Consider the following 21,138-nt stretch of genomic DNA (forward strand, 5'->3'; position numbering starts at 1 on the left):
AGATGAGGGCCCGTAGGCTCGCGCCAAACGGCTGATATTCGTTTGACATCAGCCGGTTCGCGCCAGCGTCCGGGCCCCCTCATTCATGTTAACTTAGCGGTATTGGGCTTTAGCCGCCCATTCTCGCTGCGTCGCAGCGACCGGGAATCGCCTAAAGGCTAAACACCAACGGTTGCTGAATCCTTTGTGACTTATTCCCGTGCCATCCGTACCTGCCCCCTTTTCCGCTCGGCAAACGCAACCCGCAAACTTATAGCTTACAAAGCGCGATGTCACTGTTGATTCAAAACGGCACGATCATCACCCCCGATCAGCGTTACGTCGCTGACATCTTGATCCAAGGCGAGTCGATTTACCGCATCGCCCCCGTGATCGACACCTCGGACGTCGGGGATGTGGAGATCATCGACGCAAAGGGCAAGTATGTGTTTCCGGGTTTCATCGACCCACACGTCCACATCTACCTGCCGTTCATGGGGACCTACGCCAAGGACACGTACGACTCCGGCAGCCGTGCCGCACTGGTCGGCGGCACGACGACGCTGATCGAAATGTGCTGTCCGGCACGCGAAGACGACCCCTGGGATGCGTATCAGTTGTGGAAGAGTAAAGCGGCAGGCCTCTCGGCGTGCGATTACTCGTTTCACATGGGCGTGACTCGGTTCGACGAGACGACCGAACCACTGCTGCGGCGCATCGTTGCAGATGGCGTCACGTCGTTCAAAGTTTTCCTGGCCTACAAAGGCGCGTTCGGCGTGAGCGACGAGGAACTCTATCGAACCTGTCGCTTGGCGAAAGAGTTGGGCGTGGTGGTCACGGCGCACTGTGAGAACGCGGACCTGGTTGCCCAGCTGCAGGCGTCCTTGGTCGCGGCCGGCAAGGTCGGTCCGGAATTCCACGAACCGTCTCGTCCGGTCGCCGTGGAAGCCGAAGGGGTGCACCATTTTTGTACGTTCTTGAAGATGACCGGCGCGGCCGGCTATATCGTCCATACGTCGTGCCGGGACGCCGTCGAAGCGGCACTCAAGTTTCAAGTCCAGGGCGTCGACGTAAAACTCGAAACCGTGATCCCCTACCTGGTACTCGACAAGACGTACGCGGAACGTCCGAACTTTGAAGGCGCCAAGTATGTGATGAGTCCCCCGATCCGCGATGTCGCGCATCAAGCCTACCTTTGGAATGCGCTGCGGTCGGGCGTCATCTCCACCGTTGCCACCGATCACGCCCCCTTCGACTTTGTCGGGCAAAAGGAAATGGGCAAGCCGCCCGAATCCGACTTCACAAAAATCCCCAATGGCATCCCGTCGGTCGAACATCGCCCCACGCTGCTGTACACCCACGGCGTTGCGACCGGCCGCATCGACGTGCACCGCTTCGTCGAATTGCTGTCGACGTCGGCGGCCAAGCAGTTCGGAATGTTCCCACGCAAAGGAAGCATCCAACCGGGCTGCGACGCCGATTTGGTGATTTGGGATCCGGACTACCGGGGCACGATCTCGGCGGCCACGCACACGATGGATACCGACTACGACGGATTCGAAGGTTTTGAAATCATCGGCCGCCCCGCCCTCGTCACCTGCCGCGGAAAAGTCTCCGTTCGCGACGGCCAGTTCACCGGAAGCCTCGGTCACGGACGACAAGTCGCCCGGTCGAGGAAAGGCGGGGACGTCGTTTGAATGGCTGAACCGTGACGTGTGAGCGGTTGTAGCGCTGAAGAATGTCCGGAGGTGTCGCTGCGCTCACCTCCGGCTACTGGCTTTGACCCCGCCGGGGTCATGCCAGCCACTCCGGCCCTGACGGTGTTAGCGGAACGGCGCGAGCGGATAACGGAAGACCCAACCCGTTCGCGTCGCCCCCTACAACCGCTCGTAGAACCCGCGCGGCTCGTGATCCGGATGGGCGCGAAGGAAGCGGACCAACTGGTCCGCGACCGCTTCGGTGTGCGCCCGGTCGCGTGAGCTGCCCACCACCAGAATCACCCGTTCTCCGGCGACGTCCAATCGAATGAAATAGGTGGTTCGCACAGGACCATCGGGACTACCGTTGCGCGTGTTCTGCCAATCGACACTGTCGATGCGAATCGCCCGCACGTCCGCGACCGGGATTCGAGAAACCCGGGGTGACAACCAGCAATCCGCCGATGAACAGCAGACTGAACGGAGCGTTGGAGAAGTCGAAAACGATCCCGTCAGCCGACTGCGCGTATTGTGCGATTTTAAAAAAGCTCACGGGACGTCACATTCGACTCGGTTTCCGGGGGCACGCCAGCAGCCCCTTGCCCCAGGGCGGCGGCTTGAATTTCCGTGCGCAAGCTTATAGGCCGATCGCAACCCGACGTCAAATCCGCGCCCCATCGTTTTGCCCCCATCGTTTTGCCCCCATCGTTTTGCCCCCATCGTTTTGCCCCCATCGTTTTGCCCCGTATTATTCTGCCCCCCCTTTTTCTGTCCCCATTATTCTGCCCTCCCTCCCGACTACGTCTCACGACAACCAATCATTCCAAGCCTGTCGATGGTAGTCGGCACGAAACACGTTTTGATAACGATCGCTAGCGGCCAACAGATCGCACAAGCCGGGTCGATCATCTTCGCCCCCAGAATCCGAAGCTCTCGAATCGATCGCCACCGCTGCCGACGCCACGGCATCGGCGAGCCTCGCGGCCGTCGGCAACAGTTGACGCTTCAACATTCGGATCATCCGACGATGCCCGCCGGAGCCCGGCGACGCCACACTGCCGCGACCACCGAGGACGAGCGTCCGTTGCTGTCTCGCGAGCTCTGCGACGCCATCGATGCTGGGCTCCGTCTGACGGCGTGAATCAACGGCCGCAGCGAGCGAAGGGCTCCCCAACTCCGGATCGGTCTGCGAAAAGAAGTGGCGCTCCAGTCGATCCAGACCCAACTGGCAGACGTTTTGCCACGATTCGGGTAAGTCCAGTCTCGGATCGTCATCGGAACCATCATGGCACGCTTCAACGTGGATCGCCAAGGCATCAATCGATCCGGCTTGGTGGCGTCGGACACGTCCGATGACGAACACTTTCAGTCCCGGGCTGCGGGCGAGCAGTTCCAAGTTTTCACGATACGGCACCTGATCAGTGTCCAGCGCGATCCGCAGCTTCAACGGACGCGAGACATCGTCCGCCTTCACCAGCACAGCGTCTTCGTGCCGCCCGAGTACCTGACAGCGAAACGCGACGAAGTCTGTTTCCGCTCGAGTCGTCGCGCCGACCGATTCGTGTGCCGCCAATAGCTGGTCGACTTGGTCGGCCAGGGATCGCCCGCAACGTTTTTTCCATGCGGGTGATTCATCGATCGGCCGGCCGGTCTGTTTCCGCACGGCCCAGCGAGTCTTTGATCCGCGTCCCAGCCGCCGATCCGGCGATGCCGTCATGTTTTGAACGTCCACACTCGATCGGCAAAGCTGAAACGCAGAAATCATCGTGCCGCCCAATTCGATTCCTCCGTGATAGGCTTGCGACGCCAAGTCTGCTTCTCCGGGACGGACTTCGCTGACTTGATAAATTGTTCCGTCGTCTGCCATCAAATAGACGCACACTCCCGCGTAGCCGGACCGCGTCACGATCGGTTCGGCCAACAGACTGAGCAGCCGCGAAACATCGACCGGTTCAAACGATCGACGGACCTGACCGATCGTTTCAAGGTCGGCCGCAGGTTGCCGGAGCACATGTCGTGCGATGACGACCGCGCGGGCGAGATCGATCTGCAACTGCGAGACATCCGTGTTGCCCGATTGCGCCCGCAGCCGGACGACGCCCTCGACGACACTCAGGAGGGCCGACGACAAATGGATCAGCCCCGCGGCGCGGCACTGATGCGCCGCCCGCAACAACGCCGATTGCAACACGACGCCACAGCGCCGCGCGCCGCTGCACAACATCAATTCGATTGCATCGAGACTGCGGCCGGCTGCGTCACGCATCGCTGTGGTGATTTCGAACATCGAGGGTTCGTCGCTAGGCTCCGATTCGGATGCTCGCGGCGGAGTCGCCTTGTGCTCCGAACTGGCCGCATCCGTTTCGATCGGCAAACAGCTGACGCAAGCCAGCAGATGAAAACACTTGGGCGACAGCAGGCACGAACAAGAAACCTGTTCGAGGTGCGTCACCCGTTTCGACTCGGCATCCCATTCCAATCGCACGGTTTCGTCACCGGTGCTAATCGTCACGCAAGTCGCTTCGGCGGTCCAAGTCCAAGCGTGCGCGATCGCGGGATCTTTGTCCAAACGTTTGCGCACGCGCGACGGCGCCAGGTCGATCAAGCTGGCGAGCAAGTCGGCGCGAACACTCAGTTGCCCGCAGACGCCCGGGCGATCCGAATCATCCATCGATCGAGCCTCCGGCGACGTTGCCACGGATTTGATCGCCCACCCACTGCGCCAGTTTTTCGGGACTGACCGCGGCGACCGACATCCCCGCCGACGCCATCATTTGCGCCAGCCCCTGGTGGAACCGAGCTTGGCCGGAATCATCCAACGATGCCAACCCGAGACAGCGAACGCCCGAGTCGACCAGGGCCCGCACTTCGGCCAGCATCCCGGGAATCGAGACGCCTTCTTCAAAGTCGGTGACCAACACGACGATCGAACGCGACGGCACCTTGATGCCCGCGCGAGCCCCACGCAGACCGAGTCCGATGTCGGTTCCGCCGCCGACATCGACTTCCAACAACAGCGCCAGCGGATCATCGACTTGATCGCTCAAGTCGATCAGTTCGGTGCTGAATGCCAGAAACCGCACGGACAACGCGGGCAAGGCGTCAAAGATCGCGGCGACCAGCGCGCTGTAAACCACCGACGCGGACATCGATGCCGAAACGTCGACCACAAACGTCACGTGCCAGTCCAATTCCCGCCGTGCGGGCGCGTTGAAGATCAATTGATCGGCGACGATGGTGGGACGGCCATCGGATCGACGCCGCCCATTGACCAGGTTGGCGCGGATGGTGCGTGAAAGATTCAGCCGCCGCGATCGACGGCGAGTCGGTCTTGGCGTGGAAAGTCCACTCAGCGCGGTTTGCAGACGAACGGCCAACTGCCGGGCAAGGTCATCGGTGATCTTTTGGGCAAGCTGTCGCAGCTTGGCCATGCGTGATTCCGGCATCGCACCGGCCAGCGAAAGCACTTGTTGCAGTAAATCGATCGACGGCGTGACGGAATCGACGTCCAAGTGTCCGACCGCGGTCGCGTTGCCTGCCGCCGCGGCTTGTCCGAGCACTTCCTGGCAGACGTCGCCGCCGAACAACGCCTCCAAGTCGTCGGCCCACTGGGCGGTCGTCGGTTGCGGTGCTTCTTGTCCGCCGCTGCCACGCCGTTGCTGAAAATCACCACGTGAACCTTCGCCGCGTCCTTTGCCGAACAGCTGGTCCAATGACTGGGCGGCAATCGATGCATTTCGCGAAGGGTTTTCCGGCGGCAGGCCGAAAATCAATCGCCAACGATCAGCCATCTTGATTTCGTTGTTCACGCTGTCAGAGATCGAATCGGAACGCGATGAATCGGCAACCGCGTCGGGATCCGAGTCGTGTTGATCAGGCACGCCCTGGTCCGCTTCGCGAATGAAGCGATCGACGCTGGGAAACGCGTCTGCGACGGACGCTGCCGCAGCCAAGTCGGCGTGTCGCAATCGGGCGACGTGCAACGTGATCGTGTCGGCATCGCCGTCATTGGCCCAGTGCCGGTGATCGATGGCCGATCCGCGCTGGCCCAGTCCCTGCAATCGCAATTCCAGCAGCCGCTGTCGATCGGCCGGCGAAAACGGATCAAAGGCCCCCCGAAGTGCCGGCAATCGTGACAGAAACTCCCCGTCTGACAATTGATTCAAACCGGATTGGAACGGGTCCAGCCACAGCGGATCGTTCTGCATGCGCGACAACAAGATCTGCACGGCACCGGACAGTCCGTCGCGCAAGCGTGCCCGTCCGTCGCGGTCGCCGGCCCCGTCCAACCATCCGATCAATAACTGGCCCAGCGTGGCCGCGTCCATCGCATCGAGCGCGCACAAGCCGGCCGCCGCGGCACCGCGCATGCGGTCGCTTCCGTGACGAATCGTTTGACGGCACCAAGTCAGCAGTTGCCGTTGATGCCCTGCAGCATCTGCTTGTTGCGATTCCGACCGTTGAATCAACGCATGCAGATCCCCACTGAACCACTGAATCAAGTCCGCCAGACAAACCACGTCTTCGATCGACGAACTGCCGCGCAGCCCCTGCAGACGCTCCAAACAGGCACGCAACAATTCCTCCGCTGAAACCCTCGCATCGGGCATCCGGTACACCGGCACGATCGGGGGCGCCGCATCGGCCGGGTCGAGCGGTAACCCGGGCAGATGTGACGCAGCGATCCGCACCATCAACGTGACGGCTTCGACCAGTTCCGAGATTGCGGCGGTTTGACAAAACGTCTCGTCCAGCCGACACAATGCCTGCGTCGTCAACGTCTGCAGTCCGCATTCGCTGGCGATCCCCAATTGATCCAAGATCATTCTTGGCGATCGATCGTTCGCGTCATCGGGACCGACACGGCGCCCGGCCCTGCGAATGATTTCTTCGGCGACCTGAGTCAGGGTGACGCCGAAGCGGGCGACACTTTCGATCGTGGCCGCCGTCGTCTGCTGCCACTCGACCCGCCAACGCTCGGTCAAGTTTTCACGGTTCCCCTGCGTCACCGTGTCGACGCGCTGGGCATACGGGATTCCTGCCGCCGCCATCCGCCGCAGCACGACCGCGCGGGCCCGATCCTTGGGGCTGCGCAAAACGTCCAAGCGGAGCTCTTTTTCACTTTCCGATCGCGTCGATTGAAATCGTCCCCGCTGCCGTTGCGGTTTCGCTTTGGCGGCTGCCTCTCGCCCCGGCAGCCCCAGTTGCTGAAGCAGTTGATCGATCGAAACGGAAAGACCGCAGCGTGGTGCGGACGGCGTGACCGTTCCTGTCCGGTCCCCGATCAGCACATCACCGGCGGCAGCCGAGACGGCTCGACCACGCCCCATCACGTCGCCGTGTACCAAGCACGATTGCAAAGATTCAACGAACTCGCCGCGACCGGGAACGGCCAGCCCGCGCAGCCGCGCCAGATCGCGCATCATCCGCAGCGTTTCAGCTGCGTCGGGTGTTCCGGCGACATGGCCGAACTGACGTAAACGACGGCAGACGCCGGTGGCAAGCTCCACGGCGGCGTCTTCCATGTCCGCGTTCGATTTCGCTTGCACCATTCGTTGATGCCAAACGGGATCCAACACTCCGGCCATATAGCCACTGCGTTCGTCGAGTTGTTCGAAGGAATACGGGATCAAAGAAACGCCGACCGATGACGTGTCGGATTCGATCGCGGCAAGGTCCGCTTGATCACGGTCGTGTAACGTTTCAACGATGTCGGGCAGCAAGACCGGCGCGTGAAAGGCGCCGACGATGGCGACCGTCTTCCCATCGCTCTCTCGGATCGCCTGACGCATCGCGGCTTCGCGAAGCAAATCACGCGGCGAGGGTTCACGATCATCCACTCGGACCGCCCAGCCGAACGTCAGCGCCGTGCGGCGAATGATTTCCGGGTCCGCATCGCAACCGGGCGATTCCACCAACCGCTGCCAAAGATCACCGACGTCGCTGGCACCGACGCGTCGTTTTAATTGCGATAGAACGTCGGACGACTCGGTAGCCCGACGCGATGGTGTCGGTTTGGATTCCGGTGCGGCGGACTTGGATTTGACCGAAACCGAAAGGTCGCAGGCACGGACGGGAACGCCGTTGACCGACGCCCAGCGGATCGCGGCAAACTCGGGTGAAAAATCAGCCAGCGGATAGAACATCATGCCGCCGTCGGGATCGACCGCGGAGATCGCGATCGGGGCCTGCGTTTGCGGATCAGCGATGTGCTGCATCCAATCGGATAGATCCGACGGCAGCTCGATTAGGATCGCATCGGGCGCAAAACGCTCCAACAGCACCGGCATCGCTCGGGCAAGCATCGCCGAATGATGACGTACCCCGATCAACAACGGTTCGGTGCATTGGTGCAGCGCGGTGCAAGCGGCGATGGGATCCATGGGCATCAAGTTCAGCCGTCGGTTCGTTATGGAGGTGAAGTCACTCTCCCGCTGGGAGAGTCGAGCAAAGCGAGGAGAGGGTTCTGTTTGCTGCTTGGCACACGACTCTGGCAGGTGAAGTAAAACTCACGATTCACCATTCGACCTCCCCTCGCTGCGCTCGACCCTCCTGCCAGGAGGGTGACTTTCAAAAAAGCACGACCTCCACACGGGAGGGTGACGCGAGAAAAACGAGCTACATCGTTTCATCCAGCACGCCGCGCATTTCGCTCAGCTTTGTCCACAGCGGCTCACCGTTTTTCGCGCGACGTTGGACGGGACCGTCCCAGTATCCGAGCAATCGTTCACGGTCTTTCGCGTCGTCTTTGAGCACGACACCCAGCAGGTGACCGGGCATCCGCGAAACGGGATCGAATCCGGAAGGGAAAAAGGCGCTTTCGCGCATGATGGCGGTGGCGACCGCGACCGCTTCGGCGGTACTCATCACCGTGCTCGGCCGATTGACCTGCCAACCTTCGTCGGTGCGTCCGCTGCGAAGGTCGCGAAACACCGTGACCAGTAGTTCGATCAACGACTCGTCGATCGGTTTGTCGCTGCCCGATTCGTGCAGCAGCGCGGCGGCGCGGGAGGACACCAATTGACATTCACGCTGGGCGTCGGAGATCGGCGCAATGGTTTCGAAATTGAATCGCCGTTTCAGGGCCGCCGACATTTCGGACACGCCGCGGTCGCGCAAGTTCGCCGTCGCAATCAGAGAGAACCCCGGCGCAGCGAAGACACTGGAATCTTCGTCGCCGAGTTCGGGCACCATCATGCGTCGTTCGCTCAAGATCGAGATCAACGCGTCTTGGACTTCGGGCAAACAGCGCGTGACTTCTTCGAAGCGGACAATCTTTCCTCGCCGCATCGCTTGCATGACCGGCGACGGCACCAGTGCTTCATTCGTCGGGCCGCGGTCGAGCAGCATGGCATAGTTCCAGCCGTAACGGATTTGGTCTTCGGTCGTGCCGGCGGTGCCTTGAACGGCCAACGCGCCGGTGCCGCTGATCGCGACGGCCAGCAGTTCGCCCAGCATCGACTTGGCGGTACCGGGTTCGCCGACCAGCATCAACCCGCGCTCACCGGCCAGCGTGACGACGCAGCGTTGGATGATGTCGCGGGGTCCGACAAATTTTTCGCTGATCGCCAGCGCCGTCGACTTTTTCGTGCCGACCTTCTGGCCGTCGGTGCCACAGATGAAATCGACGATCGAAGCCGGCGAGAGCAGCCAGCCGTCGGGGCGAGGATTGGAATCCGCATCACGCATCACCGCCAGTTCCTCCGCATACCGAACCTCCGCCGGCGGTGCCTGGATCTTTCGCGTCGGTGGGGAAATGGATGCGGGAGTTTTCTTTTTTGCCATGGGCTGACGTGTCGGTGGGGAGGTCAATGCTCAATTACTCGGGCTCCCCTCTCCCTCGGATTCCACGTGAGTGGAGCTCGCGTGGAATCCGGGGGAGAGGGGCTGGGGGAGAGGGGAGCCGAATGACATGATAGTGCCCTGTTACGCCGGCGAATGATTCGGCGGAGCGGCCGCGGTTGGAACTGCACCACTCACCCTCCCAACGTCTCTTCATAACGCGGCGCGTCACCCTCGGTGACACGGTTGTAGGCAAATCGAAATTGTGACGGGACGGGGCGTTTGCAAACCAACAACGCCGCGTTGGCTCCGCGCAGTCGATCGGTTCCGTCGTGGCCGTACATCGAGAGCTTCCAAGTTTCCACCGGTAGGTTGGGAAGCTTGAGCGGTTCCCATCCGCCGGGCAAAAAGATGTCGCGACCGGCGCGGCTGCGTTTGGCGCTCACCACCAATTCCTTGTCGACTAATTCGGCCGCAGCCTTCTTGTATTCCGCGGGTTTCCAACCGTTCCAGCCTTGAATGTTTTTGGACGTCGGATCCGGCAGCGCCAAGATTTGCAGATACAACGTTGCGGCATCGTCACGGATGCCCTGATCCTTTGCGACTTGGGCCACCAAGTCAGGCACGGAGACACGTGGGTCCTGTTCCCAGGAACCGTCCGGGAGATCGTCGCCAAGGTTGGCGGCCATCAATTCGTCGGCAACGTCCGAGCGCAGTTCCAACACGAATCTGGCGAATTCCAGCATTCCCGATCCATCGCCTTCGTAATGAAACGTGATCTTTCCCGCCGCGGCAAGCATCGCAAAATCATCCGTCGTGTGCAGTTTCGACGTGCGGAAATGCAGCCGACAAACCGGCGGGTAGAGCGCGCCGAGGATCAATCCTCCGTCGAACTCATAATGCCCGTCCTTCTTTCGTTGGCAGGGTGCAATCAGCTTGGAAAACTGGTCGACCGTCGCTTCGACATCCACTTTATGATCGCCATACCAATTCTTTGCCGTGTAGGTCGCCCCGAACGGCAGCGTGGTCGAGGGATCATCCAACCAGGCTCGCGTCGCTTCGATCAATTCGGGGATCTTGCGGCGTGCGGGATCGCCCAATGGCGTCGCGTAATTGATCCAGCCCACGGCATCCAACAATTGGGGCAAGACCTTTTGCAAGTCGAGTGGAGGTTCGGGGGTGTAGGCGGCATCGAGAATGTGTTGCTGATGCCGCTTGGATTGCGACGAATACTGAAACGTCGTCTTGCGAGGGTCCAGAACATGCGACCCTTGGGGATCGGAAAGCAAACCCAAGAACGCTTTGCGGTCCAATCTTGGATAGCCGAACCCGACGTGTTCCAACGGCGCCGCCGCTTCGGGTGGAAGCGTCACCGATGATTCGCGTCGCTTTTTCCAAGCGGCAACCATTCGGGCAAATGCTTCGTTCTTTCCTGCGCCGATCGCGCCTGCTGGATCATCCAACAGGCCGGTGGACATCAACGACATCGGCAACGCCTCCCCGTCGAGCCCCGAGATAGCCGCTTTGATTTCGTTGAGCTTCCAACCGTAGTGCGACCGCAGTTCCTTGGTCAGCTTTTCTTGGCCGTAGCGGCTGGTCCGCAGATCCGCCATCCACGCCAATCCGACTTGGACGGGTGACGCGCCCAGCTGTCCGGCGGCGTCGGCGAGCAACTCTGCATCCACCAGCGGCAGCGTTTCCAGCTTGCGGACCGCATCGACGAATTGATTGACTTGCTTCGATCCCCAGGTGCGTTTGACCTCGATGGTCTCCAGAATCGAATAGGGCTTGGGCGGCTTCGGCTTGCCCGACTCGATGTATTCCAGCACGTGTATCTCTTCGGTGCCGTAACCTCCGTACGAATACGCGATGTAGCGATGTTTTCCATCGGTAAACGCGACGGCTTTGTCACGTGCCGGCGCGTAAGGTTTGTTCTTGTCCAGCTTGGCGTCGGCTTCGGAAAACCCTTTGGCGATGTAGTAGACGAATTTGCCTTTCCAGTCCAGGATGCCGCGTTTGGCCAAGTAGGCGAGTCCCTGGAGGCCCAGGCTGTCGTCAAAGCGAGACTTGGCCGGGGCGTCCTGAGTCGCTGTCAGATCAGCACCCACCGTGGACTGGGTCCAAAACCATTTCCAAGCCGCCGAACAGGGATCGTCGATCGCGGAAATCCAATCGGGATTGCCGCCGGGGAGCTTTTGTTGGTTGCCGGTTTCCAGAAAGTTCGTCACGACCTCGATGTGAGCTTGGGATACGTTTGACGCCCCATAGCGATAGATCCCCGGACGGTCCGAGCCGGGCCAAGTGTAGATCAGATCCGCGACGCCGGCTGCCGAGGGCGCGAACTCTCGCTTCTCGTTCGACTCCGTCGGCGTTTCCTTTTCTTTGGGTGGTTCCGTGATCCGATCCAAAAAGCCCCCCAGCGACGCTTGTTCGGCCGCCATGATGCTGATGATTTTTCCGAGTCCTTTCTGCAACCTCGGCGGCGCGTCGGGCAACCATTTCGCGACCGCTTCGGCAACGGCATTGCGGTGGGGATCCGTCTCGGCTTCTTCCTTCTTCTTTCGCAACGCTTGATGCTGAGCCTTTCCGGCGTCGAGAAACAACTTGCATTGCTTGGCCGAGATCTTCCGCAGTTTTGCCGACGCCTGCTTGGAGCGGACGGTGTAGTGGTGAAAGAACCGATACGACAAATGCATCGGCTGGCCGATGTGATAACGGTTCGATCGTTCTTGCAACAACGCGATGCCGATTCCTGTTTCACTGTCGATGACGATTCCATCGGCGGTGATGATCCAGTGATGTTTCGATTCGGGTTTGTCCATGATCGCAAGGGGAATCCTGGTGTTTTCGAACCCGTGCGGGTCCTTTTGCAGGGTGCAGGTCCGGCCGTCGATGCCGCGCCCGATCGCGCTGCCGTCACGTGTGGTCAGAACGCTCCAACCGAGCATGCCGTCGGCGATTCCCAGCGGCGACGCATCCATGCCCTCGGGTGCCGGCATCAAAAAACAATGTTGCCAGTGAACGGTGTTGCTCGCAGAAAGATCTTGTTCAAACCAATCCGGCACGCACTCGCGGATTTTTTTTCCGCTGATCGGATCGAGTTCGACCAGCGAGGTCGTGCCGATCATTTCCCCGGAGTCTGCGTGATAGTGGTACTGTGCGGGATCGGTTTTCTGGATCCAGCAACGCCCACCGTCACTCAACCAATGCGTCCACGTCGGCAATTTCGTATCGCCCGGCTTGAGCATCCGGCTGCCAAAGAACACGCCGTCCTGATATGGCATCCAGAATCCCGGAGGCGAATACCAGTAACCGCCATCGAGTTTTTTGACGTCACCGGGGTCGCTGAGCCAACAGATCTTGCCTTCGTAGTTGGAGGTGTCTCGGAAGACGACCGCGGTGTCGTTTCCGACAGGCAGAACCGCCTGGGGCTCGGTGGACTTGGTGAACGTAAACTCCGCGCGGACCCGGTGTCCGGCGGGCCCGAATTCGTCGATCTTTCCATCGCGGGCAAAAATCAACGTGGGAAACGATTCATAAAAGGAATCGTTTCGTCGCCGGCTCTTGATCACCGGCAACCGACTCTCGTCATCGGCATCATCGAGCGGTTGCCAACCGTATTCATCCAAAATGCCGCCGACCAACGTGCGCCTGAGCGTGCCGACCAGATCCAGCTTTCTCAGTCGCTTCAGAACATCGGGAAACCGTTCGATGGTACTGCGTCCGATGGCCGAACGAATTTGATTCAACGTGACTTCGAAATCCGCCAGACCGCCGCTTTCCAATATCGACAACTTGTGATCCAAAAACTCCCACCAGATATCTTTGAGCGCCTCGTGCCCGGCGGCGGCTTGGTCGAATCGACGCCCACCATGTCCGTACTGGTCACCATACCGCCGCGTAGACTGGTCGCGGCAGATCAGGTTTGGAATCATGTTGCGCACCCGCGATGCAAAACGTTCCTCGTCCAAAACATGAACAAGCGATGAGTTTCGGCGCGAATGGTCGACGTCGGATTGCATCCAACCGCCGAACCCGATCCCGGTCCCTGGGGGAATGTCGGCCAACGGGATTTTAAGATCCAAACAGGCTTCGATCACATCAACGTCGGCCGGCACGGACGCCCAGCCTTGCGATTTGCCCAATTGCAACGGGATCGCGTCTTGACGGAGCGCGGCGGCGGCCGATTCGAGCAAGTCGAAAAAGCGTTTCGGCGGAGGCGTGCTCGCCATCGAAAGTCGGCTGAACCAGCCCGCCCGTCCACCGGGGATTTCGACGTCGGCAGGAAACTTGTCGGCCGGCAACGCGAGCAACCGAAGCACGTTCCATTTTTCAAGTTGATCGATCCATTTCCAAGCCGTGGACTCGGAGTAGTAGTTGGATTCGCAATTGGTGTGGACCAGCAACCAAACGCCGAAGGAATCGGATTGCTTGACCAGCAGTGCGATCCGTTTGCTGACCGAGGACCAAAATTGCTGCGGCGCGCGCGACATCGACGGCGCGGAAATGATCTCCTTCAACAACCGATCGATTTCCGCATCGGGATCTTTGCCCGCCAGCTTTGCCAGCCGAATCATATCTTTCGCCGCACCGGCCATCGGCGGCATGCCACCGAGCGTCCGCCGCACGAGCAAATCGCGAAACGTTTCAAAAGCTTCCTCCGGTTCGAATTGATTCTCCAAGTCCTTGGTGTATTCCCCGAGTGCTTTCCCGGACAAGCAACCGCTGAGGGCAAATTCCAGCACGGCATCACGTCGTCGTTCGCGGTCGACGTCGAGGGCGTGGACACGTTCGGCTTCGAGTGCCTTGCCGAGTCCGCGTCCGGCGTAGGTGTGGTTGCCCAGCTCTTTGAAGATCCTGGCGGCCTCCTCCCAGAACGGCGGCAGAAAATGTCGGACCGATCGATTCAGTTCCTCGGCCATTTCGGAGAACGCGTCCCAGGCGTGGCCGGGTTTCGACTTCGCCTTGCGGGCCGCGGCTTTGATCCGTTTGACCAACACCAATGCGTCCTTGGCGTTTTCCGGATGCGTGATCAATGCCCAACTGGCAAACCCCAGCGCGCGTCGTCCTTGAATCGCCAGCGGTTTGCTTTCGCCGGCCGATTGAAGCCCCAAAAACTCCATCGCCAAGTCTTCGGCCGGTCCCAGACGTTCGGCACCCAGTCGCACAATTTTGCGGTCACCGAGGACTTGGCCGGTGTAGGTACGCGCGACGACCTGTTCGGAGCTCTTGGGGTCGACCTTGGCCTTGATCGGCAACATGCCGCCGGCGACCAACTGAGCCTCCAGAGCTTTCTTTGATTTGCCGGGTTTCTTCGTTGCAACACTCACTGGTCTTCCTCCGTGGCGTCGACTTTGCGTTTGGCGTAGATCTCCGAGGCCATGCGGACGCCTTCGCTGAACGTGACCGGACCGATCGAATTGATTTTTTGTGGCTGCTGACTCTCGTCGACGAACACCAATCCGCCGGTCCAAGTTGGTGATTCGGGGTATTCGTCCCCGATGAAATACCGAGCCTCGATCAGGGCGTTGTTTTCCCAGATCCGACACGTCGCGTAGCCGCCGCGAACGGGGTAGCCCAAGCGGCGACAGTGGGACGTGGCAAAATTCAATTGTTCGAAGTGGCCTCCGGAAAAGTCATTGATGGACGTCAGATCCAGCTGCTCTCGGGTCGGTTGATGGATCGGGCGATAGAGCTGGTCGATCGCTTGTCGGATGCCCAGGTCCCCGGCCAACTCACGCAACTCTTCCAAGTCACCGATCAGGATCGGGTGCGGCACAGCGAACGAATCGGTTTTGATCCACTGGGTTTCGCCGTCCAGATCGATGACGCCGAGTCCGCGTTTCGCGTCGACGTCTTTCAGTAACCCGGCGTTTTCGAGATCGAAGGTACCACCGGCAGCGACGGGCACGACCACCATGTTTTCGATGCAGTCTCGCCAAGCCGAATCCGCCCAAATTTCCGTCACCACGGCGCGCGGGATCGGCAGCGATCGCAACATCCATCGCTCGACCGTGTGCAAACAATCCAGCTCGTGTTCGGCCAACCAATCGGCCAGAGCGAGCAACGACTCGGCCGTTTCCGTTTCCTTGAGCCACTTCGGGACCGAGGCGAGTGATTTGCCCTTGGGATTTTGACAGACCAGTTTTCCCGCCCGAAGCCCCAACTTGTACTCTCGCTCGGCATCCACCCAAGCGTCTTCCTGGACCGTTGACACCATCTCATCCCTCCCTTGCATCCAAACCCCGCGCCATTTTGTCTGACGTCACGCCGCCGGGGGATATTGTGCCACATCGGGGACAGCATTTGTTGCGCGGTCGCGCGGCGCGCCCGCTGAAAGTGTTAGCGGAACGGCGCGAGCCGTCCGGTGACAGCATCCCGGAGGGATGCCAGCGAGTAGCCGGAGGTGAGCGCAGCGACACCTCCGGGACGCACGTCTCAAAATCCCCATCGACCCCGTCCGGGGTCGCAGCGAATCAATCCGCCGACGGTGCCGCAGTCCGCGTTTCTAAAAGAGTTGATCGGGATGCTCGTTTCCGCGCGGCGGCAGGCCGGGTCCGAGGGCTCGGGCGTGATTTGCTTCGACACCCTCCGGGGTCGCATCCGACGTGTGGCCGGATGTCCGGAGGTGTCGCTGCGCTCGCCTCCGGCTACTCGCTTTGACCCCGCCGGGGTCATGCCAGCTACTCCGCCCGCTGAAAGTGTTAGCGGAACGGCGCGAGCCGTCCGGTGCGGTGAGACCGGAGGGCTTGCGCCCTGCCGCTACCAAGCTGACGCGTTAGCGGTATGGCACGAGCCGTCCGGTCTTACCCTGAGTTGAAGAGTTGCCAAAGCACTACGCCGTCGCAAACACGGGCAGCGTTTCATAGTGACCGCGGAGAACTTGATCGGGGTCGGTCCCGAGCCAATCTTTCAGCACCGATGCATAGACGCTGCGGAAATCGACGCTGTGCTTCAAGTCGCCTTGCTCCAGATCGTCCAGACGTGGCGGCTTGCCGATCAGCCCCGCATTTAGCCCGCCGCCGCACAGAAACATCGGACCGGCCGCACCGTGATCGGTTCCCGCACTGGCGTTCTCGGCCACCCGTCGACCGAATTCGCTGAACGTCATCACACAAACGCGATCGGTGTGATCCCGGGCCTTCATGTCACCCAGAAACGCCGCCACCGCATCGCTCCACTGACGCAGCAAGATGGCATGCGTGTCGCCTTGCTGGGCATGCGTGTCGAAGCCGTCCAGTTGTAAGTAATAAATCCGCGTCCTCATCCCGGCGCTGATCAGTTGAGCCACCAAGCGTAATTGTTCTCCCAGACGCGACTGGGGATATTCGATGTCGCTCTGATAGTCCTCCGCCGCCGCGGTGACGCGCTGGCTGGCCGAGATTGCGCCTTGGGTGCTCGACTGCAAAAAGCCGAGCAAGCCGTCACCGGCCTGGTCGAGGGCGGGTGTCGGCGGCCCATTGAGCAGCCGACGCAACGCCGTCGAATCCGAACCGCGCAGCTGGAATGCTTCGAGTTGGTTGACGGTCGGCACACGGATCGTCTCCGAGGCGAGCGCGAACGGTTGTTGCTGTTCACCGAAATGCAAGGCGGGCACATCACCGCCTTCGGCGCCGCTGAATTGTTCCAGGGCGCGTCCGATCCAGCCGTCGGTGCGCGGCTGATCCTTGCGGACACAGCTGTGCCAAATATCCATCGATTCAAAGTGAGATCGATTGGGGTTCTCATAGCCGACGCCTTGAACCACGGCGACCTGTCCGTCTTCGAGCAGGTCCTTCATCCCTCGCAGCGACGGGTGAAACCCGACATGGTCATCGATCGTCAGCACCTCGGATCGGGGCACGGCCAAAGTCGTTCGAGCGGCACGGTAGGCGTCGTCGGCATACGGGATCACCGTGTTCAGCCCGTCGTTGCCGCCGGAGAGCTGCACGACGACCAGAATCCGATCTTCGTCGCTGGTCGCCGACTCCGCGGCTTGCAAGAAGCAACTCGGCAGCGACGACCCGATCCCGACCGCCAGTGCACCGCCCCCGGTAACGTGAAGGAATCGACGTCGATTGGTGAACTGCTGAAACATCGAAATGACCGTTTTTAGGCGAGTTGAAATTCGGGGAGTGAGCAGACGGCGTGAAGCAGTCGGCGAGACGTCTTTTCGTGATCCTTGCCGAGCGTACCGAATTGCGAATTCAGTTGCCGACGCGTCGCCGGGTTGATCGGCACCGCCATCAGACAGCGTTCAAAATGATCGATTGCGTGTTCGACGTCGTGGATACCATGGTCGGCCAAAGATTGCGTCAGCGACTGCCCGTCAAATTTTGTGTCTTCATTGGACAGAATCGCTTCGAACAAGTTGGCCCGCCCGAGCACGGTCGACGAATTGATCCAAGCCCGGCCTCCGTCCCAGCCTTTGACGTTGGGAGGATAGAACAAGCCTTGGCCGATGTCGCGTAACCCACGTGCCACCAGCTGACTGTTGGTCGTTCCATTCAAACCTCGCAGCATCCCGATCACAAGTTCGACCGGCGACTTGATTTTTCTGGCCCGGGCATGTGAAGAATAGAACAAATTGCTTGACAGCATCTGCTTGAGCACAGGAGCGATCTTCAGGTTATTCTCGCGCATCGTCGTCGCCGGGATCTCGATCAGATCGTCGGTCAGATCCAGTTCATCCGCGATGAAGTACCGCGCGAGTTTCCGGCAGATGAAACGCGGCATGTCATCACGCCCGACAACGATTTCAACGGCCTGCTCGCCGTCAAACGCGCCGCGCTGACCCAGAATCGACTTTTCGCCGGCATCGTGTTGATACCGGTTTTTACGGAATCGATCGCGACGGATTTCCCAACCGGTGAAGCAGCGTGCCAGTTCGACGACGTCGGTTTCGCTGTAATGCCCTTCCCCAAGACAAAACAATTCCATCAGCTCGCGGGCGAAGTTTTCGTTGGGATGCGACTTTCGATTCGACGTCGAATCCAAATAGATCAACATCGCCGGATCCTTGGCGATCGCTTGGGCCAACGCTTGAAAGTCGCCCAGCGCGTGTCGACGCAGCAGCTGATTCTGCCGCCACATCATCGCCGCATCTTTGACCTTGTCGGCGCCGGTGGCGAAATGACCGTGCCAGAAAAGCGTTGTTTTCTCCAGCAGCTGAGCCGGTGTGAACAGCAACCGATAGACCCAAGCGGCCGACAACTTCATCGGGTCGCCGCCGGCCAACAGGGTTTGGGCGAGCGAATCCGCGACGGCGCGAAAGTCAGACGTTTCCAGATTGAGCGCGATCAATTCGTCGACAACGTCAGCGGGACTTTTTGCAACCGCCTCGTCCAACAACTGCAGGTCGGCGCCAAAACCGGCACGACGGTACAGGTGCGCCGCGAGCGATCGATCCCAGGGTTGGGAGTCGCTCGGCGTGAAGGGTTGCCAGGCCCAGATGGGATCGATTTGGGTATCCGCAGCCATGGAATGTTATGATTTTGGATGGTAGGAAGATTTTGGATGGTAGGAAGATTTTGGAACCGGTCTTTCATTGAAGTGTTCGTGTCTTCAATTTTCTTACCTCCGAAATCTTCTTACCAAGCTCTCGTTTCGGCTACTTCGATTGCAGCTGTACGTCCGTCGTCAATTTCAATTGACCGTCGTCCACGTCCAGCTCCACCGTCACATCCTTGAACAAGGCGAGCAGATCGAACAGGACATCGATTTCTGCGTTGGCCTGGTCCGGCCCGTGACCTTTTTCGAGCATGTTCTGCGCGACGAGCTGCTGTTTGTTGTCACGCAGCGTCTCGGCCAACGCGTCGGCGTTGAGAACCGCAACGGTATTGGGCTGCTTCACATCCGATTCCGTTTGCGGGGATAACCCCGTGAGGGTGCGTGCCAGTTGCGTGCTGCTGGAGACGATCATCCGCTCGCCGGCAAAGGCGATGGTCGGCGAAAAATTGTAGTTGATCGGCACGGCAGCCAATTCATCTTCCTCGCGTGGCGGGACGTAGGTGGCGGTGACCAGGGTTGCCGAATCGGATTGCTCGAAATCCAGATCCAATTGGGGCTGCCCTTGCATCGCGCCGACCACGTTGATGAATCCGACCACGTTCTGGAAGACTCGGCGAAACTCGCGCGTGGTTTCTTCCGGAGTCCGCATCGTGAACTGCATCGCAAAAGCGGGCAACTTGATCGCCGGTTGCGGCGACGCGGCATCAAAGGATTGTCGATGGACGACCAACTGGATGCCGGGACGCAACGATCCCAAGATGTCCTCGCCGAAATCGCGGCCGGAGAAGAACGTGGTCAGGTTCGTGTCCGCCTGGGCGAGATCTTCGTTCGCCTTGTCCGTCATCAGGTCCGGTGCACGCAACCACATTTGCGAGAGGTCGCGGTGGGTGCTGATCGCCAGAAGCCGGTTGGGAACTTGCAGCAGCGGTGGTGCCGACGCGCCCGAGTCTTCGCCAAAAAAGTACTCACGGCCGGTTTCCCATTCGCTCTGGTGGGGAGTCGCCAGCGTCAGCCGGACGCCCGAAGGATCGATATCCAAGGTCGCGACGGCCGAAGGCGTGTGGGCCAGGTTGGCAACGATCCCGCCGAACAGCGCTTCGGCGGCGACGTTCTCGGTTTTGCCGGCGTACAGTTGTGGCGCGACCCCCGCGTCGCGAATCGTTTCCACATCGACATAGGCTTTCATCGACGCGTCACCGACACCGGCCATCGCCGCCGCAAAGGAATCGGACGCGGCGAGCGATTGCTTGTCGCCATCAAGGTAACGATCGATGATCGATTTCCCCAACTCGGGTTTGTTGGTCATCAGCAACCAGTGGTCGACCAGCGCCAGCTTGATGTTGTCGTTGACCGCGTACGCGGTGAAGCCTCGATAATCGGCTTGGCGGGCGATGCCAAAATCCCCTTGGCCGAGCTGCGCCAGGGCCAGGACGACGCCGCGGAAACGTTCCAGCTGTTCGCGGCTGGAGGACTTGATCAGCAGCGCTGCACCTTGAGTCGGGGCGTCGAAGGCCAAGTGAATCCCGCCGTCGGTCAACACACCCATGGCTTCGTTCCAGGGACGCCCCATGCCGCCCTCAAACGCCGCGATTCCGTCACGCAGCGGTCGCACTTGATCCGAACCGCCGATCGCGCGAACCGCGGGCATGTCCTGAATCGACTGACGCAGCGGGTGCCCCGCGACCAGTTCGATGACGTCGCCCAGTTGCGGCACTTCGACGTACGCGACGACGCTGGCGGGCAACAATTCGGCCGCGGTTCGCCGGTCGCCCTGGTTCGCATCTTCCGCCGACGTGGGACTGGCCAGGAAGACCGTCAACGCAAACGCGGCGAGAGACCGGTTCGAACACCGAAAAGGCGACAATGCTTGGACGGTCATCGGACGATTCCTGGATGGCAAAAGAAAGAGGTGATCGATCAGCATATTCGGTGATTCGAGCGGTCAGCGAGAATCTTGCGTAACCGATTGTACCAATGCGACCGGGGCGCACACCAACGGAGCAAACCTCCCTGGTAACGCTGTGAAGTATTTTTTAGCGGCATTGGGCACTGAAGGAGTTAGCGGAACGGCGCGAGCCGTCCGGTTTCAGCATTGAACGACCGGAGGACTCGCGCCAGCGAGTCCAGTATCCCGGAGGGATGCCAGCGAGTAGCCGGAGGTCAGCGCAGCGCCACCTCCGGGAAGCACGCC

Annotated in this window: 10 protein-coding genes; 1 reads left to right on the forward strand and 9 read right to left on the reverse strand. The window is 60.4% G+C overall.

The genetic code is table 11. The annotated features are described in order from the left end of the window. Positions 1 to 269: 269 nt before the first annotated feature. On the forward strand, positions 270 to 1,676 hold the full coding sequence (hydA, locus tag NZK35_RS03820) for a dihydropyrimidinase (RefSeq protein WP_259631275.1): 1,407 nt from the start codon (positions 270 to 272) through the stop codon (positions 1,674 to 1,676). 180 nt (positions 1,677 to 1,856) lie between these two features. On the opposite strand, the gene NZK35_RS03825 is transcribed toward hydA, so the two are convergent. From NZK35_RS03825 to NZK35_RS03865, 9 genes are all read right to left on the reverse strand, one after another. After that, positions 1,857 to 2,126 carry a hypothetical protein gene (locus NZK35_RS03825; protein WP_259631276.1) on the reverse strand — a complete coding sequence of 90 codons (270 nt, stop codon included), beginning with the start codon at positions 2,124 to 2,126 and terminating at the stop codon, positions 1,857 to 1,859. 355 nt (positions 2,127 to 2,481) lie between these two features. Beyond that, a complete protein-coding gene (locus NZK35_RS03830) occupies positions 2,482 to 4,347 on the reverse strand; it encodes a hypothetical protein (protein WP_259631277.1) in 1,866 nt (621 codons plus the stop codon). Continuing rightward, positions 4,340 to 8,065 (reverse strand): DUF5682 family protein, encoded by a 3,726-nt coding sequence (locus NZK35_RS03835; protein ID WP_259631278.1) that lies wholly within the window; start codon positions 8,063 to 8,065, stop codon positions 4,340 to 4,342. Before NZK35_RS03835 ends, NZK35_RS03830 begins: the two co-directional genes overlap by 8 nt. 229 nt (positions 8,066 to 8,294) lie before the next feature. Continuing rightward, positions 8,295 to 9,461, reverse strand: a complete 1,167-nt coding sequence (locus tag NZK35_RS03840; protein WP_259631279.1) for an ATP-binding protein — start codon at positions 9,459 to 9,461, stop codon at positions 8,295 to 8,297. 191 nt (positions 9,462 to 9,652) lie between these two features. Continuing rightward, on the reverse strand, positions 9,653 to 14,788 hold the full coding sequence (locus NZK35_RS03845; RefSeq protein WP_259631280.1) for a DNA-binding protein: 5,136 nt from the start codon (positions 14,786 to 14,788) through the stop codon (positions 9,653 to 9,655). Further along, positions 14,785 to 15,678, reverse strand: a complete 894-nt coding sequence (locus NZK35_RS03850; RefSeq protein ID WP_259631281.1) for a DUF4132 domain-containing protein — start codon at positions 15,676 to 15,678, stop codon at positions 14,785 to 14,787. The genes NZK35_RS03845 and NZK35_RS03850 overlap by 4 nt, the downstream gene beginning before the upstream one ends. Before the next feature lie 615 nt (positions 15,679 to 16,293). Next, on the reverse strand, positions 16,294 to 17,535 hold the full coding sequence (locus NZK35_RS03855; RefSeq protein ID WP_259631282.1) for a DUF1501 domain-containing protein: 1,242 nt from the start codon (positions 17,533 to 17,535) through the stop codon (positions 16,294 to 16,296). Between the two features lie 14 nt (positions 17,536 to 17,549). Next, the gene (locus NZK35_RS03860; RefSeq protein ID WP_259631283.1) at positions 17,550 to 18,917 is read right to left on the reverse strand and encodes a DUF1800 domain-containing protein; all 1,368 of its coding nucleotides are present in this window, start codon (positions 18,915 to 18,917) and stop codon (positions 17,550 to 17,552) included. 130 nt (positions 18,918 to 19,047) lie between these two features. Continuing rightward, positions 19,048 to 20,826 (reverse strand): hypothetical protein, encoded by a 1,779-nt coding sequence (locus tag NZK35_RS03865; RefSeq protein ID WP_259631284.1) that lies wholly within the window; start codon positions 20,824 to 20,826, stop codon positions 19,048 to 19,050. Between the last annotated feature and the right edge of the window lie 312 nt (positions 20,827 to 21,138).

It is taken from the genome of Stieleria sedimenti (genome assembly GCF_025060895.1).
GTDB lineage: Bacteria > Planctomycetota > Planctomycetia > Pirellulales > Pirellulaceae > Stieleria > Stieleria sedimenti.

What these genes read in the sequence shown, in the direction of transcription:
- NZK35_RS03850 (WP_259631281.1), bottom strand. Translation starts at nt 15,678, where the DNA reads ATGGTGTCAACGGTCCAGGAAGACGCTTGGGTGGATGCCGAGCGAGAG.
- NZK35_RS03855 (WP_259631282.1), bottom strand. Translation starts at nt 17,535, where the DNA reads ATGTTTCAGCAGTTCACCAATCGACGTCGATTCCTTCACGTTACCGGG.
- NZK35_RS03865 (WP_259631284.1), bottom strand. Translation starts at nt 20,826, where the DNA reads ATGACCGTCCAAGCATTGTCGCCTTTTCGGTGTTCGAACCGGTCTCTC.
- NZK35_RS03840 (WP_259631279.1), bottom strand. Translation starts at nt 9,461, where the DNA reads ATGGCAAAAAAGAAAACTCCCGCATCCATTTCCCCACCGACGCGAAAG.
- hydA (WP_259631275.1), top strand. Translation starts at nt 270, where the DNA reads ATGTCACTGTTGATTCAAAACGGCACGATCATCACCCCCGATCAGCGT.
- NZK35_RS03835 (WP_259631278.1), bottom strand. Translation starts at nt 8,065, where the DNA reads ATGCCCATGGATCCCATCGCCGCTTGCACCGCGCTGCACCAATGCACC.
- NZK35_RS03830 (WP_259631277.1), bottom strand. Translation starts at nt 4,347, where the DNA reads ATGGATGATTCGGATCGCCCGGGCGTCTGCGGGCAACTGAGTGTTCGC.
- NZK35_RS03860 (WP_259631283.1), bottom strand. Translation starts at nt 18,917, where the DNA reads ATGGCTGCGGATACCCAAATCGATCCCATCTGGGCCTGGCAACCCTTC.